The organism is Actinoplanes sp. NPDC049681 (assembly GCF_044465265.1).
Classification (GTDB): domain Bacteria; phylum Actinomycetota; class Actinomycetes; order Mycobacteriales; family Micromonosporaceae; genus Actinoplanes.
Map to the genome: position 1 here is coordinate 266147 of NZ_JBITLP010000001.1, position 14414 is coordinate 280560.

General features: G+C 70.7%; 15 protein-coding genes and 1 pseudogene. 7 read left to right on the top strand and 9 right to left on the bottom strand.

What is annotated here, in order from left to right:
• The 4 genes and pseudogenes from ACIBO8_RS01200 to ACIBO8_RS01215 form a co-directional block, all read right to left on the bottom strand.
• Nucleotides 1–474 (bottom strand): annotated as a pseudogene (locus ACIBO8_RS01200) (hypothetical protein); the annotation flags it as partial.
• A 2-nt stretch (nt 475–476) separates the two neighbouring features.
• The gene (locus ACIBO8_RS01205) at nt 477–719 is read right to left on the bottom strand and encodes a MoaD/ThiS family protein (RefSeq protein WP_396113070.1); all 243 of its coding nucleotides are present in this window, start codon (nt 717–719) and stop codon (nt 477–479) included.
• A 7-nt stretch (nt 720–726) separates the two neighbouring features.
• Complete coding sequence (gene moaA / locus ACIBO8_RS01210) at nt 727–1785, bottom strand: GTP 3',8-cyclase MoaA (protein ID WP_396113071.1); 1059 nt, start codon at nt 1783–1785, stop codon at nt 727–729.
• Nucleotides 1786–2294: 509 nt separating this feature from the next.
• Entirely contained in the window at nt 2295–3176 is an 882-nt protein-coding gene (locus ACIBO8_RS01215) for a fructosamine kinase family protein (protein ID WP_396113072.1), read from the bottom strand.
• A gap of 56 nt (nt 3177–3232) precedes the next feature.
• Between ACIBO8_RS01215 and ACIBO8_RS01220 the strand changes: the two genes are divergently transcribed.
• Both ACIBO8_RS01220 and ACIBO8_RS01225 read left to right on the top strand, forming a co-directional pair.
• Nucleotides 3233–3736 carry a GNAT family N-acetyltransferase gene (locus ACIBO8_RS01220; RefSeq protein WP_396113073.1) on the top strand — a complete coding sequence of 168 codons (504 nt, stop codon included), beginning with the start codon at nt 3233–3235 and terminating at the stop codon, nt 3734–3736.
• 203 nt (nt 3737–3939) lie between these two features.
• Nucleotides 3940–5328 carry a DUF4192 domain-containing protein gene (locus ACIBO8_RS01225; protein WP_396113074.1) on the top strand — a complete coding sequence of 463 codons (1389 nt, stop codon included), beginning with the start codon at nt 3940–3942 and terminating at the stop codon, nt 5326–5328.
• A 245-nt stretch (nt 5329–5573) separates the two neighbouring features.
• Here ACIBO8_RS01225 and fdhD read toward each other — a convergent pair whose 3' ends face one another.
• Nucleotides 5574–6401: a formate dehydrogenase accessory sulfurtransferase FdhD gene (gene fdhD / locus ACIBO8_RS01230; RefSeq protein WP_396113075.1), complete on the bottom strand. Its 828-nt coding sequence runs from the start codon at nt 6399–6401 to the stop codon at nt 5574–5576.
• Nucleotides 6402–6563: 162 nt separating this feature from the next.
• On the opposite strand from fdhD, the gene ACIBO8_RS01235 reads away from it, so the two are divergent.
• From ACIBO8_RS01235 to ACIBO8_RS01245, 3 genes are all read left to right on the top strand, one after another.
• Nucleotides 6564–7163, top strand: coding sequence for a molybdenum cofactor guanylyltransferase (locus ACIBO8_RS01235; protein ID WP_396113076.1), 600 nt, complete (start codon nt 6564–6566; stop codon nt 7161–7163).
• A complete protein-coding gene (locus tag ACIBO8_RS01240; RefSeq protein WP_396113077.1) occupies nt 7160–7597 on the top strand; it encodes a DUF6457 domain-containing protein in 438 nt (145 codons plus the stop codon). Before ACIBO8_RS01235 ends, ACIBO8_RS01240 begins: the two co-directional genes overlap by 4 nt.
• A 164-nt stretch (nt 7598–7761) precedes the next feature.
• Nucleotides 7762–8847, top strand: coding sequence for a T3SS (YopN, CesT) and YbjN peptide-binding chaperone 1 (locus tag ACIBO8_RS01245; RefSeq protein WP_396113078.1), 1086 nt, complete (start codon nt 7762–7764; stop codon nt 8845–8847).
• 96 nt (nt 8848–8943) lie between these two features.
• Here the strand turns inward: ACIBO8_RS01245 and ACIBO8_RS01250 are convergent, their stop codons facing one another.
• Both ACIBO8_RS01250 and ACIBO8_RS01255 read right to left on the bottom strand, forming a co-directional pair.
• Complete coding sequence (locus ACIBO8_RS01250; RefSeq protein WP_396113079.1) at nt 8944–10791, bottom strand: beta-propeller domain-containing protein; 1848 nt, start codon at nt 10789–10791, stop codon at nt 8944–8946.
• Nucleotides 10792–10827: 36 nt separating this feature from the next.
• The gene (locus ACIBO8_RS01255) at nt 10828–11286 is read right to left on the bottom strand and encodes an Lrp/AsnC family transcriptional regulator (RefSeq protein WP_396113080.1); all 459 of its coding nucleotides are present in this window, start codon (nt 11284–11286) and stop codon (nt 10828–10830) included.
• A gap of 67 nt (nt 11287–11353) precedes the next feature.
• On the opposite strand from ACIBO8_RS01255, the gene ddaH reads away from it, so the two are divergent.
• Both ddaH and ACIBO8_RS01265 read left to right on the top strand, forming a co-directional pair.
• Entirely contained in the window at nt 11354–12181 is an 828-nt protein-coding gene (ddaH, locus tag ACIBO8_RS01260; RefSeq protein ID WP_396113081.1) for a dimethylargininase, read from the top strand.
• Between the two features lie 37 nt (nt 12182–12218).
• Nucleotides 12219–12785, top strand: a complete 567-nt coding sequence (locus tag ACIBO8_RS01265; RefSeq protein WP_396113082.1) for a bacterial proteasome activator family protein — start codon at nt 12219–12221, stop codon at nt 12783–12785.
• Here the strand turns inward: ACIBO8_RS01265 and ACIBO8_RS01270 are convergent.
• Together ACIBO8_RS01270 and ACIBO8_RS01275 are read right to left on the bottom strand one after the other, a co-directional pair.
• Entirely contained in the window at nt 12780–13589 is an 810-nt protein-coding gene (locus ACIBO8_RS01270; protein ID WP_396113083.1) for a Cof-type HAD-IIB family hydrolase, read from the bottom strand. The two genes, ACIBO8_RS01265 and ACIBO8_RS01270, sit on opposite strands and share 6 nt — an antisense overlap.
• The gene (locus ACIBO8_RS01275) at nt 13589–14401 is read right to left on the bottom strand and encodes a Cof-type HAD-IIB family hydrolase (RefSeq protein ID WP_396113084.1); all 813 of its coding nucleotides are present in this window, start codon (nt 14399–14401) and stop codon (nt 13589–13591) included. The genes ACIBO8_RS01270 and ACIBO8_RS01275 overlap by 1 nt, the downstream gene beginning before the upstream one ends.
• Nucleotides 14402–14414 lie beyond the last annotated feature (13 nt).

Here is a 14414-nt window from a genome sequence, read left to right on the forward strand (position 1 = left end):
GGTCTGCGCTGCGCCGGTCTTGGTCTGCGCTGCGCCGGTCTTGGTCTGCGCTGCGCCGGTCTTGGTCTGCGCTGCGCCGGTCTTGGTCTGCGCTGCGCCGGTCTTGGTCTGCGCTGTGCCGGCGTTGGCTTGCGCTGTGCCGGCGTTGGCTTGCGCTGTGCCGGTGTGGGGTTGCTTGGCGCGGGCGCGGATCCAGAGGGACGCGATGAGGCGGGGGATCTCCAGCACTCCGAGGATCACGAGCAGGTAGAACATCAGCGCGAGCCACAGGTAGCCCGGCCATGCGAGCCACTTGGCGTATCCGGTGCGCGTACCGATGAGGGTGGCCGGGATCAGGAGGGCGAGCAGGACCGCCGCGATCCCGCCGAGGCGGTGGAGAAGCCCGCGGCGGAGGGGGTCGTGGATGAGGCGCTTCCAGAGGTACAGGTGAATCAGGCCGATGACGACGAAGATCAGCCCGACGAACCCGAACAAGCTCAACCCCCTGCGAACGGCGGCAGGACGTCGACGGTCGTCCCGGCGGTCAGCGCCGCCTGGCGATCATGGCAGGCGAGCCCGTCCACCAAGTAGCTGGCGGCCTTGAGTACGACGGCGAGCCGCTCCCCATGCCGGTCGCTCAGTACCGCGGTGAGCTCATCGATCGACGAAGCGTCGACGCTTTCCTCCCGCATCCCGCCGGCGGCCGCCCGGGCGCCCGCGAAATAGCGAACCCGAAGCATGCGGATCTCACCCGCCGATCGCGGACATCGGTCGAGCCGGCTGGAGAAACGTGGGATCGTCGATGCCGTGGCCGGCCTTCTTCCCCCACATGGCGGCGCGCCACGCATCGGCGATCTCGTCGTCCGTAGCGCCACCGCGCAGCAAGCCGCGGAGGTCGGACTCGCCCGTCGCGAAGAGGCAGTTGCGCACCTGGCCGTCCGCAGTCAGCCGAGTACGGTCACAGTCACCGCAGAAAGGCCTGGTCACACTGCCGATGACCCCTACCCGAGCCGGCTGACCCGCCGCATCCACATACCCGGGAACGAGCCAGGTCTCCGCCGGCGCTGTTCCACGTGAAACCGGATCGGGCAGCAAACCGTACGGCGCCAACGACTCCAAGATCGCCGCCGCGGTGACCATCTCGTGCCGGTCCCACTTGTGCTGGGCGTCGAGGGGCATCTGCTCGATGAACCTCAGCTCGTACCCGTGTTCCAAAGCGAACCGCAGCAGAGCCGGCGCCTCGTCGTCGTTGATCCCCCGCATCAGCACAGTGTTGATCTTCACGGGCGTAAGCCCGGCCGTGGCAGCGCCGGCCAGCCCCTTGAGCACGTCGGCGTGCCGATCGCGATGCGTGAGCTGCTCGAACCGGGCCGGGGACAGCGTGTCGAGCGAGACGTTCACCCGATCGAGTCCGGCCTCCCGCAACGGCCGCGCCAACCGCTCGAGCCCGATGCCGTTCGTGGTGACGGAAAGCTTCGGCCGAGGTTGAAGCGCCGCAGCGGCCGCGACGATCTTCAGCAGCCCGCGCCGGATGAGTGGCTCCCCGCCGGTGAACCGCACCTCGGTGACACCCAGTCGCTCCACCGCGACCCGGATGAGCCGCTCCACCTCGCCGTCGGTGAGCTGCTGCTCCCGGGGCATCCAGGCGAGCCCTTCCTCGGGCATGCAATAGGTGCACCGCAGATTGCAGCGGTCCGTCAGCGACACCCGGAGATCGGTCGCCACCCGCCCGAACCGGTCGGCAAGCGGCCCCCCGGCACGCGCGGATCCCCGCGTCGGCACGGTGGGCAGGGCGAGCTCGGTCACTGATCGAACCTAGCGCTTGGATACGACAATTGCTTCTCCGCGTACCGCAGTGCGGTACAACCCACTCCATACCGGTATCTGGCGCTGCCCGGGTGGACAGCGGAAGCTCGCCTTCCCGGACAGGACTCGTCCGCCGTCCGCCGGGCACGCGGTCGCCGGGCACGCGGTCGCCGGGCACCCGCCACCGGCCACCGGGCACCGGCCACCGGGCACCGGCCGCCGGCCACCGGCCGCCGGGCGGCTGGACAAGGGACGGAGTCGACGTGGGCTTCGACTTGAGCCCGGCGCGGGCCGGCAGGGCGGGGCTGGGATCCGATTGCTCGGCGTCTTGAGGTTGGTTGGACCCACCGGCTCGGCCTCGACCAGCTGCTCGACCTCGTGGCCTCCCGCGGCCCTGCCGCCCCAACGCCGAGCAAGCCGCCCAGCGCGTGCTGCGGCGGCGCGCGTACGGCCGACGAGACGGTGACAACGGCGAAGTTCGGCCCCACCCTGGCTCGATGCGCGACCCGCTACCGACCCAGCACCGCGTCCACAGCCGCTCGCGCAGCCCCCCGATACGACTCGCCGAAAGCCGCCGTGTGGACGAGCAGCAGATGGAGCTGGTGCAACGCCACCCGCTCGCGCCATCCCTCGCTCAACGGCCACACCTCCCCGTACGCGGAGATGATCGTCTCCAGGTGCGGCGCCCCACCGAACAGCGCCAGCTGCGCCAGGTCGGTCTCCCGGTGCCCGCCGTGCGCCGCGGGGTCCACGAGCCACGCTCGCCCGTCGGCTGCCCACAGCACGTTCCCCGGCCACAGGTCGCCGTGTATCCGTGAGGGCGCCTCGTCCCCGCCGTACGAGTCGATCCGGGCAAGAATGCGCTCGACCAGCGCAACATCGGCCGCCGAGAGCGCACGGCGATCTGCCGAGATCTTCAGGTACGGCCGCAGCCGCCGCTCGGCGAACCACTCCCCCCACGGCCCGGCCGACGGCATGTTGTCCTGGGCCAACGGCCCGATGAACCCCGTCCAGTCGGCACCGAAGCTCGCAGCCCCGGCACGATGCAGCTCCGCCAGCTCCCGCCCGAACCGCTCGGCAGCCGCCCGGCTCGCCGCGCCCGGCTCGACCCACTCGAGCGCGAGCAAGTCGTCCAGCGCCACGAACACCTCTGGGACCGGCACCGCCCCGGCCTCCCGCAACCACCTCAGGGCCGCCGCCTCGGTGGCGAAGAAGTCCTCAGGTGGCGTACCCGCGGGCCACGTCTTCGCGAACAGCGAGAACCCGTCATCCAAGGTCAGGCGTAATGCGCGGCAGACATCACCCCCTCCGACAGGCGTCTCACGGATCCGTTGATGGGTGAGAAATGTCGGGAGATGCTGCGGGTGCGCGCGCAGATACGGCAGATCCACCGCCTTATCTTCCACTTCGGGTTACGGCGTGCCCGATTCGGAGTCAAAATGTCGGCATGACACCTGTCGCTGTGCGTTCGTACCGGCCGAGCGACCACAGTGCCGGCCGCCGCCTGTGGGCCGAGCTGACGGCGCAGCACAACCGGATGTACGGCGACGCGTCCGACGACGGCGGTGCTGGCTTCGAGGAATACCTCACCCGCCTCGACCTGGGCGGTCTCTGGGTCGCCGACCACGCGGACGACGGTGTGATCGGCCTGGTCGGGCTGATCATGCGCGGGCGCGCGGGCGAGGTGGAGCCGGTCGTCGTGACCGCCACCCACCGGCACAAGGGCGTGGGCCGCAAGCTGCTGCGACACGTCGCGCAGGAGGCCAAGAAGCGCAACATGCAGTCGCTGACCATCTCGCCCGCCTCCCGCAACGTGGATGCGATCCGAAGCCTGCACGCGGCCGGTTACGACGTGGTGTCGTCCATCGAGCTGACGATGGACCTGGACCGCCACACACACGAGTGGCAGCAGGATGCTCTCGAACTGCATGAACTTCAATTCCGCTCCTGACCTCTCGCGTGCGGGCGGTGCTCCGGCCGCTCTATGACCCGGATGGCTGGGAAGCCTCGCGCTGAAGACGGCTGTCCGTGCGCTGAGGACGCCAGCCTTCCACGGGCTGGAGATCGCCGGCGGGTTATCCACAACGCGCCGTTATCCACAGGCAGCAGCTTTCGGCACGCATCCGCCGGCCGCTTTCGGCCACCGTCTCCGGCATGACGAAGCTGAAAGTCCGCACGCCCGCCGAGCTCATTTCGGCCGTACCGTTCCTCATCGGCTTCCACCCGGCGGACAGCCTGGTCGCCGCCGCGGTGAAGGGCGCCAGGCTCGCCTTCGCGGCGCGCATCGACCTGCCGGAACCCGGCGTCCCCGACCTCGAGGCGCGAGCTCCGGTCGTCCATCTCGCCACACTCATCGCCGAACAGGCACCGGAAGGCATCGTCCTGATCGGGTACGGCGACAGCGCCCGCGTGACGCCCTCCCTCCACCACCTGTCCCGTGCCTTGACGTCGGCCGGCCTTCGGATCATCGACGAGTTCCGCGTTGCCGAGGGGCGGTTCTGGTCGTACCTCTGCACCAACCCGTCCTGCTGCCCGGTGGAGGGCACGCCCTGCGACCCGCCGGACAGCGTGGTGGCGACCGAGGCGACGTTCGCGGGGGCGGTCGCCCTGCCGAGTCGGAAGGACCTGGAGTCCCAGCTCGCGCCAGTCACCGGCGACGACCGCACGGCGATGGACGAGGCCGACGTACGCGCGCAGAGGCGGATGGCCGAGCTCCTGAAAGGCGGGCGCGGCAAGGAACGCCCTTCCCCGCCGCCCCCGATCACGGACGCCGGCGCCTCCGCTCCAGCCCGTGTGTCATCAACCGCAACACGGCACTTCACCCTGTCCTTGTTCGACCCCTCGGTCTTCGAGCCTTCGGCGCAGCCGTTGGGATGGGACGAGCGGTTGAGGCTCCGGGCCGGCCGCATCGCCGTCCGAGAGGCGGAGAGACGCTACCGGACCGGTGGGCGCCTGACCGATGACGAGGTTGCCTGGCTCGGCCTGCTGCTCGAGTCCGTTGCCGTCCGCGATTACGCCTGGATCCGCAGCGGCGTGGACGACTGGCAGGCCGCCCTCTGGTCGGACATCGTTCGCCGGGTCCACCCTCAGCGTGTCCCGGCGCCGGCATCCCTGCTGGCCTTCATCGCCTGGCGCACCGGCCGGGGCCCGCTCGCGTCCATCGCCGTGGATCGCGCCCTGGATGCCGACCCTGGCTGCGCCCTCGCCTGCGCGATCAATGCCGCGCTGTTCCTGGCGATTCCGCCGTCGTCGGTGGACGGCTGGCCCATGCCCGTCGGTAGTCCTGCGCGACTTCCCGGCGGGAAGACCGTCGCCTGCCCGGAGACCGGACAACGCCGGGCCGGAGACAAACGCCCGGCCGGAGACAAACCCCAGGCCGGAGACAACCGCCGGGCCGGAGACAAACGCCCGGCCGGAGACAAACCCCAGGCCGGAGACAACCGCCGGGCCGGAGACAACCGCCCGGCCGGAGGCCGCGCCAGACCAAGCGCCGGGCATTCCGGCCGAGGCTGGCATTCCGGCCACCGCAGCCGCCGCACATGACCCGCCCTACCCCACCCGGCCGCGAATCGGTCGCACGCGCCGCCGTGAGCTCGTGGCAGCTCCCGCGGCCCTGGGGTCGGTGGCATCCGCGGGAAAGCACCCACCCGCCGTAAGTTCGTGGAAGACCCCGCCGGCGCGGCTGAGCGAGACGACTGCGCCTCGAGCGAAGGCCTCCGCCGCGGGTAGGACGAGGGCACTGGGAATGACTGTCCGACTCGCATGGACGCGTCCAAGAACCGATGAACTCAGACGGTCACACGCTGCGATCCCGTGTAGACGTTCATCGACCGGCCGCGCAGGAATCCGACCAGGGTCATGCCCGCCTCATCGGCCAGTTCCGCCGCGAGCGTGCTCGGTGCCGAAACCGCCGCGAGCAGCGGAATCCCCGCCATCCACGCCTTCTGCGTCAACTCGAAGCTCGCGCGACCCGACACGAGGAGCACATGACCGTTCAGGGGCAGCCTGCCCTCCCGAAGCGCCCACCCGACGACCTTGTCGACCGCGTTGTGGCGGCCGACATCCTCCCGCATGACGACGAGCTCCCCGTCGGGCGTGAAGAGCCCGGCTGCGTGCAGTCCGCCCGTACGGTCGAAGGTCCGCTGGGCAGCGCGCAGCTTGTCGGGAAGCTCGGCCAGCATCCGGGCAGTGACCGACGTCTCGTCGGTGCTCAGGTCGAACGGCGACCGGGTCCGGACCGCATCGATGCTGGCCTTGCCGCACACGCCGCACGAACTGGTCGTGTAGAAGTTGCGGCTCGGATCCGTGACCGGCGGCGGGACGTGAGCGCCCAGCACCACATCCACCACGTTGTACGTGTTCGGCGCGTCGGTGCCCGCGCACAACTGCGCGGTGACGACGTCGGTGGCTGTGCGGATGACGCCCTCGGTGAGCAGGAAGCCCATCGCCAGATCGATGTCCTGCCCGGGGGTGCGCATCGTGACGGCGAGCGGCTCCCTGCGCAGCCGGATCTCGAGCGGCTCCTCGGCGGCGAGGTCATCCGGGCGGCGGCGCGGTTCGGCGGTCCCGTCCAGGTCGATCTTCACCACGGGTCGCCGATGCATCGTCCGCGCCATGCCGCCAGCGTAGGCCTGTCCGAGGGAAACGCCCCGCCGAGCCGATCAGCCGCTCCCGTACGAGCCTCACCACCCTCTTGCAATCAGGGCGAACCGCCCCTTCTCCGGGCTGTCAGGCTCCGCACAGTCACGCTCGCGGGCTCGGCGGGATACGGTACGTACGTGGGGGGATTCGCGGCGGTGGTGCTGGCCGGCGGTGCGGCGCGTCGGATGGGTGGGGCGGACAAGGCTGCCATCCCGGTGGCGGGGCAGTCGATGCTGACCCGGGTGCTCGCCGCCGTCCACGACGCCAATCCTCAGGTCGTGGTCGGGCGCGTACCTCCCGGCCTGCCCGTCCAGGTCGCCTCCACGAGCGAGGAACCGCGCGGCGGGGGTCCCGTGGCAGCTACCGCGGCGGGGCTCGCCCTGGTGCCCGAGGACGTCAGCTTCACCGCGCTGCTCGCCGCCGATCTTCCGCTGTTGACCGGCGAGGCGATCGACGTCCTGCGGCTGACCGTCGAGTCGGCGCCGTTGCAGGGTGCGGTCTACCGGGACGCCGAGGGACGTCGGCAGACGCTCTGCGGGGTCTGGCGTACGGCCGCCCTCCGCGAAGCCGTCCGGAAGCTGGCCGAGGAGCGCGGCGATCTGCGCGGCGCCTCCATGCACGCGTTGCTGGACCACCTGCGCTTCATCGAGGTCTCGTGGCGCCGCCCCGGGCCGCCGCCCTGGTTCGACTGCGACACCGACGACGACCTGCGGACCGCGGAGGAATGGGCCCGGTGAACGTGCTCGAGGAGTGGATCAAGGCGGCGTCGGCGGAGCTCGGGCTGGGGCCGGACGACGTGCCCCGGGATTCGGTACTCGACGTGGCTCGCGATGTCGCGCACAACGTCGTGCGTCCGGGTGCGCCTGTCTCGGCGTACCTGATGGGGCTAGCCGTCGGCCGCGGAGCAGATGCCGGGGACGCCGCCGCCCGGCTCAGCCGACTCGCGCTGGAATGGAACGTCGCCGCAGGCGACGAGCCCGCCGGAGCAGACAAGCCGGCCGGAGCAGACAAGCCGGCCGACGAGCCCGCCGGAGCGGACAGACCGGCCGACGAGCCCGCCGGAGCAGACAAGCCGGCCGACAAGCCGGCCCGGGGCGGTAAGCCGGCCGACAAGGCGGCCCGCGGCGGTAAGCCGGCCGACAAGCCCGCCCCGGCCGGTAAGACCCCGTGACCGACAAGCCCGCCCCGAGTGAGACCGGAAACGCCGACGATGACAAAAAGGGCGGCACGAAAGGCGCCGCCCGAGGCTGACCCCGCGAAACAACGGTCGGGAATGGGACGCGCCCGCGGCGTCGGCCGGGGTCTCGATAGGGTGGCGGGGCGGAGGTGACGATCATGACGGCGGAGAACACTGCTGACCAGCCCGAGGGCGTCCTGCTCGACGAGCCCACCACGGCCGATCTGCGCGCCAAGGTAACCGAGGCGTGGCGGGAGTTCGCCGCGGCGCTTGCCGCCCTTCTGCCCACCCTGCGCCCCGGCGCGCATGTCGACATCACCCTCGACCCGACGGCCTCCGGCACCGGTGACGCGGTCTACTCCGTGAGCATCCGCGTCCTGCCCGACGGGGTCGTCGAGGCGCTCGCCGTCGGCAACGCTGGTCTTCCCGAGGGCTTCCGCATGGACCGGGCCGCCGTGGCCGACCTGGTCGCGCTGGGCTGGTCGCCGCCGGGCGTACTGCCGGGTTCGCGTGACTCGTTCGGCTTGCGGACCACCGCCGATGCCGTGAAGCAGCTGGCCACCGTCGTTTCGCGGACGCTGCGTGACGTGTATGGCGCGCCGCACCCCGCTTTCCTCGTCTACCTCGTGCACGACGAGGACGACGAGCCGATCGAGACGACGCCGCTGGCCACCGCGCGGCACGAGCCCTCGATCGATGAGGAGCTCAGCCTCGATGACCTCGACGAGGATGGGGTGCTGTCCGAGGCGCTGGCCGGTGCCGCGGACGAGGTCGTCCCGCTCGAGGAGCGGGTGCGCACGGTCGTCGCGACGATGTCCAAGACCACCGTCGACCAACTGCAGGTCGACACCGACGGAGACATCGGCATCCGGGCCGGTTCCGCCATGGTCTTCGTCCGGGTACGGGACAACCCGCCGCTCGTCGACGTCTTCTCACCGATCCTGACCGAGGTCGAGCCGACCGAGCAGCTGTACGTGAAGCTGTCCGAGCTCACCAACCGCATGCCGATCGGCCGGCTCTACTGCGCGCAGGACACCGTCTGGGCCTCCATCCCGGTCTTCGGCCGTAACTTCCAGGCCACCCACCTCATGCTGGCGGTCCAGGTCATGACCGGGCTCGCGGACGAGCTCGACGACCGGCTGCACGGCGAGTTCGGCGGCAAGCGCTTCTTCGGCGAGGCCGACAAGCCGGCCCCCGCCAAATCCAAGGACGGCGACGACCACCGCACCGGCATGTACCTCTGACGACAAGCCGGCGACGCCGAAGCCGAAGGCCCCGAGGGGAAGCCGGCCCCGCGAAGGCAGACGCAAACCGGCCCCGCGAAGGGCCGGCATGCATCTCTACCTAGTGGGCAGCCAGGCGATCTTCTCCATCGTGGACAGCTGAGAAGCCCGCAACCCGCTGTCCGAAAGCGTCCACAGCACATCGCCGATCACCAGCGACCGCCGGATCGCCGGCTGCTGCAGCATCGCGACCTGCGTCACCCCGCCGTCCCCCACCTGCAGCGCCAGGGCCCCGTCCGTCATGGTCCCGCCCTCGATCGAGTACGCCGACACGGGCACGACCAGCAGCTTCGTCGCCGGCCACCACAGCAGCGCGTGCGGGTCCCACTCGGCCTCAGACTGACCGCCGGGGATGCGGTGCTGGGCGAGCCGCCGGGGCTTGGCCGGGTCGGACACGTCGAAGAGTGACACCTGGGTGCCCTGGACGCGTCCGGTGCCGTCCGCTTCCTGGCCGATGCCGATGAGCCTGCCTTCGCCCGCCGGCTGGAGGTGCGCCGAGTAGCCGGTGATCTTCAGTTCGCCGGTGACCTTCGGGGCGGCCGGGTCCGAGAGGTCGAGGCTGTAGAGCGGGTCGGTCTGCCGGAAGGTCACGACGTACCCGCGGGGGCCGATGAAGCGTACGGAGTAGATCTGCTCGCCCTTGCCGAGACCGTCGACCACCCCGGTCTGCTTCAGCTTGTCGCCGTCCTGGCTGAGTACGCGTATGGCCGACTTCCCGGCCTCCTGGTTGGTCGTGGCGACGCGCAGGTGACCGTCCCATTCGGACAGCGCGTACTGGTTGATCAGGAAGCCGGGGACCGTGCCGGCCGCGGCGTACACCGGGGGTTGGTGGCCGGTGACCGTGAAGCGGTAGAGGTCGGTCTCCTGCCGGACCGGCAGCGCGGCCCGTCCCGGGAAACGGTCGAGCCGCCAGCGCTGGTCGCTGGCCAGGTAGAGGCTGTTTCCGGTGGCGTAGACGGTGTCACCGTCGGCGACCACCGTCACCGGGTCGCCGCTGCCCAGTTCCGGCTTGCTCAGGTCGAAGGTCAGCACGCTGACCAGGGAGCCGCCGGAGAAGTCGGTGGGCCGGCTGACGCGTCCGCAGTCGGCGCGCCCCTTCCGGGTCGTGTTTGCGGTGGTGACCTCCCAGGAGGGCAGCCAGGCGTTCACATCGGCCAGGTCGATCGCCGACCGGTTGGCGTTGACCAGGTCCTTCTCGTCGTCGAAGCGCGCGGTCGCCGGAAAGGTTATCCGTGGCGAGGTACGCAGCACGATCCGTGCTGTGCCGCCGGTGAGCCGGGCGTCGACGAGGTTGCCCTCACCCCTGTACCGGCTGACGATGCGCGGCTTGTCCGTCAGGTCGACCGAGAGCACCTGCGGGCCTTCGTTCATCGGCATCCGCTTGTGCATCACGTACCGTCCCATGCCACCCGGGGCGAGGATCAGCGCGACATTTCCGGAAAGCAGGAGTTCCACCGGCCCGCCGGCGGTCTCCAGCGGCAGGGCCAGCCGGCCGGTCTCCCGGCGGGTGGCGGCGTCCACGACCCGCAGCGTGCCCTGGTCGACGGTGACGATCCGGCGGCCGTCGGTCTTGACGATGTCGGGCTCGTCGGCGTCCTGTTCGTGGTTGTTGGTGCCGGAGTACGCCGGTGCCGGCGCCGGGGCCTTGCCGGCAGCGCCGTCTGCCATCGTCCGCGCGCCGCCCAGGGCTACCGCCTCGGGCATCATCGCGCTGCCGGGGAAGCCGTACGGGCCGACGTTCTCCTTCGCCGCTCGCTTGAGCTCGGCCTCGAGTTGCGCGCACGAGTCGAAAGCGACAAGTCGCATGGAGGGCGATCGGGGAGGTGTAGTGGTGGTGGTGGCCGTGCACCCGGCGAGCGGCAACGTGGCGGCGAGGGCGGCGCAGAGGACCAGACGGCGTGACATGGGGGTGGGACGCGGTCGGCCGGTCCTGGGTTCCGGCTAATTCGTCGTGGGCACCGGCGTGGGCATCTCGACCAGCCGGGACAGCACGACCATGCTGCGCGTGGAGGTGATGAACGGCTCGGCCCGCAGCCGCTCCAGCGCCTGCTCGAGGTGGGCGATGTCGGCGGCGCGCAGGTGCACCAGCGCGTCGGCCTGCCCGGAGACCGTGTACGCACCCACGACCTCGGGGTGCCGCCGGGTCGCGACCGTGATCTGGGCGGGCGTGGTGCGCCCGGTGCAGAAGAGCTCGACGAAGGCTTCTGTGGTCCAGCCGACCGCGGCCGGCTCGATGACGGTCGTGAATCCCTTGATGACGCCGCTGGCGCGCAGCCGATCGACCCGCCGCTTCACCGCCGGGGCGGAGAGGGAGACCTTGGCGCCGATGTCGGCGTACGAGGCCCGGGCGTCCGCCACCAGCAGTGCAATGATTCGCTTGTCTACGGCGTCCATGTGCAACGATTCGCCTCCGACGAGCAAGGGATCGAGCTGTTTCGTCCGTCCTACCCTACCTACCCTTTACAACATGAGCTACTCGGAGCGCTTGCCGCGAATCAGGACATACCTCATGTGTGCCCCGGAACACTTCACGGTTGAGTACGCCATCAATCCCTGGATGGACACCACCGTCCCGGTCGATGCTGCTCTCGCGCTCAAGCAGTGGCAGATGCTTCGTGACACCCTGACCGACCTGGGCCACACGGTCCACGTGCTGGAGCCCGTCGAGGGCCTGCCCGACATGGTGTACGCCGCCAACGGTGCATTCTCCGTCGACGGCAGGGTCTACGGCGCCCGCTTCAAGCACCCCGAGCGGGTCGGAGAGGCCGCCGCTCACAAAGCCTTCTATGTCGAGGGCCCGTGGACCTTCGCCGACCCCGAGCACGTCAACGAGGGCGAGGGCGACTTCGCCTACCTGCCCGACGCGCACGGCGGCCTCATCCTGGCCGGCTACGGCTTCCGCACCGACCCGGCCGCGCACGCCGAGGCGCAGGAGGTGCTCGGCCGGCCGGTGATCTCGCTGAAGCTGGTCGACCCGGCGTTCTACCACCTCGACGTCGCCCTCGCGGCGCTGGACGACGAGAACGTCACGTACTACCCGGGCGCCTTCTCGGAGTCGTCGCAGCGCGTTCTCGCCCAGCTCTTCCCGGACGCGGTCATCGCCGACCGCGCCGACGCGCTGGCCTTCGGCCTCAACCTGGTGAGCGACGGCAAGCACGTCGTCCTCAACACCGAGGCGACGGCGCTCGGCGAGAAGATCCGCGCGGCCGGCTACACCCCGGTGCACGTCGAGCTGAGCGAACTCAAGCGCGGCGGTGGCAGCGTGAAGTGCGCGGTGGCCGAGCTGCGCCCCTGATGTGGGTGGGTGGCTCGTGCGAGGGAAGATGGATCGCATGACCGACGACACCCAGACCCAAGACAAGCAGGAAGATGGCTCCGTCATCGTGGTGGGCCCCGACGGCCGCCCGCTGGGCACGGTGGAGTCCGACGGGACGATGAAGGCCGAGGAGCCGGGCAACCTGATCGAGCAGCCCGCCAAGGTCATGCGCATCGGCAGCATGATCAAGCAGCTGCTCGAGGAAGTCCGGGCGGCGCCGCTCGACGAGGCGAGCCGGGGCCGGCTGCGGGAGATCCACCAGCGTTCGATCAAGGAGCTGGAGGACGGCCTCGCGCCGGAGCTGCAGGAGGAGCTGGAGCGGCTCTCCCTGCCCTTCGAGTCCGAGACGCCGCCCAGCGAGTCCGAGCTGCGCATCGCGCAGGCTCAGCTGGTCGGCTGGCTGGAGGGCCTGTTCCACGGCATCCAGGCGGCGCTGGTCGCCCAGCAGATGGCCGCCCGCCTCCAGCTCGAGCAGATGCGCGGCGGTCAGGGGCGCCCGGCCCTGCCGATGGGTCCCAACGGCATCATTCCCGGCATGCCGGGTCAGGGCGACGGCACCGGTCGCACCGGCCAGTACCTATAGCCCGAACAGCTCTTCCAGGTACGCCGCTACGCCGTCCTCGTCGTTGGTGAGCGCCACCTCGTCGGCGATCTCCTTGGCGGCCACGTGGGCGTTGCCCATCGCCACGGAACGGCCTGCCCACGCGAGCATGGGCAGGTCGTTCGGCATGTCTCCGAAGGCGACGACCTGCGCCGCCTCGACGCCCTCGCGCTCGCAGAACCAGGCCAGCCCGGCGGCCTTCGTCACGCCCGCCGCGGAGATCTCCACCAGCGCGGACGAGGACGAGTGCGTCGCCTCGGCCAGCTCGCCCAGGGTGCGGCTGACCAGCTCGGCGAACTCGTCCGGGCCGTGGTTCGCGGATCGGGCCAGCAGCTTCACCGCCGGCGCCGACGTCAGATCATCCGGCGTATTGATCATCCGGATGGCCTTGTCGTCGCCGTCCCAGTGCAACGGCCACTTTTCCTCGTACCAGAAGCTTCTGCCGTCCTCGACCTCCACCGCGAGGGTGACGTCGGGCACGGCCTCGCGCAGCCGCTTGGTCACGTCGAGCAGGAGATCGACCGAGAGCGGGGCAGCCCGGAGGATCTCGTCGGTGTCGGGGTCGTAGACCACGGCGCCGTTGGCGCAGATCGCCGGCAGCGGCTCCGCCATCTGGTCGTAGAGCTGGCGCAGCCAGCGCACCGGGCGGCCGGTGACCAGGACGGTCGGGATGCCGCGGCGGTGCAGCCGGTCGAGGACGTCGATGGTACGGGGGCTGAGCGTGCCGTCGTCGCGGATCAGGGTGCCGTCGATGTCCGAGGCGACGAGGCGGAATTGCGAATGCATCACCTCGACAGTAGCCGGTCGAGGTACACCGCCACTCCGTCCTCGTCGTTGGTGAGCGTCACCTCGTCGGCGACCGCCAGCACCGTCGGGTGCGCGTTGGCCACGGCCACCCGGCTCCAGCCCGCCCAGGCGAACATCGGCAGGTCGTTGGGCATGTCGCCGAAGACCAGCACGTCCGCGGGGTCCACGCCGACGGCCTGCGCGACCACGGCCAGGCCGGTGCCCTTGTCGACGTCCGGCGGGCAGATCTCGACGTAGTCCAGGCCCGCCTGGGTGACCGTTGCCACATGCGGGGGCACGATGCGCTGGGCCGCGGCGAGCAGGTCGTCGACGTCGCGCTCGAACGATCGCGCGAACGCCTTGATCACGTCGCCGGTGAGGCACTCGGCGCGGGTCCGGGGCTCGACCGTCACCGGGTAGCGCCAGGTCGGGTCGTAGTCGCCCCAGAGCGGGGCGTCGTCGTGCTCCAGCGCCTCGACCATGACCGAGAGCGGACCGACCTCGGCCTCCAGGTTCGCCAGGCACCTCTCGAGGTCCCGGCCGGGCAGGCGCGCGCTCCTGAGCAGCGCGGACTCGTTCTGGTCGAGGACCCAGCCACCCTGTGCCAGCACCAGGAAGTCGGCGGCGCGGATGTCGTTGCGGGTCAGCTCGGTGAGCCGGGGTCCGCGGCCGGTGGCGCCGACGATGCGGATGCCGGCGGCCCGCACCCGGTGCAACACCTCATGGGTGTACGCGGACACGGTGTCGTCGCTGCGCACGAGAGTGCCGTCGAGGTCGGTCGCGATGAGCTTCGGCAGACCGGGCTTGGCCATCTGAACCTCCGAG

What these genes read in the sequence shown, in the direction of transcription:
- ACIBO8_RS01205 (WP_396113070.1), bottom strand. Translation starts at nt 719, where the DNA reads ATGCTTCGGGTTCGCTATTTCGCGGGCGCCCGGGCGGCCGCCGGCGGG.
- ACIBO8_RS01250 (WP_396113079.1), bottom strand. Translation starts at nt 10,791, where the DNA reads ATGTCACGCCGTCTGGTCCTCTGCGCCGCCCTCGCCGCCACGTTGCCG.
- ACIBO8_RS01245 (WP_396113078.1), top strand. Translation starts at nt 7,762, where the DNA reads ATGACGGCGGAGAACACTGCTGACCAGCCCGAGGGCGTCCTGCTCGAC.
- ACIBO8_RS01220 (WP_396113073.1), top strand. Translation starts at nt 3,233, where the DNA reads ATGACACCTGTCGCTGTGCGTTCGTACCGGCCGAGCGACCACAGTGCC.
- ACIBO8_RS01270 (WP_396113083.1), bottom strand. Translation starts at nt 13,589, where the DNA reads ATGCATTCGCAATTCCGCCTCGTCGCCTCGGACATCGACGGCACCCTG.
- ACIBO8_RS01275 (WP_396113084.1), bottom strand. Translation starts at nt 14,401, where the DNA reads ATGGCCAAGCCCGGTCTGCCGAAGCTCATCGCGACCGACCTCGACGGC.
- ACIBO8_RS01265 (WP_396113082.1), top strand. Translation starts at nt 12,219, where the DNA reads ATGACCGACGACACCCAGACCCAAGACAAGCAGGAAGATGGCTCCGTC.
- fdhD (WP_396113075.1), bottom strand. Translation starts at nt 6,401, where the DNA reads ATGGCGCGGACGATGCATCGGCGACCCGTGGTGAAGATCGACCTGGAC.
- ACIBO8_RS01225 (WP_396113074.1), top strand. Translation starts at nt 3,940, where the DNA reads ATGACGAAGCTGAAAGTCCGCACGCCCGCCGAGCTCATTTCGGCCGTA.
- ddaH (WP_396113081.1), top strand. Translation starts at nt 11,354, where the DNA reads ATGAGCTACTCGGAGCGCTTGCCGCGAATCAGGACATACCTCATGTGT.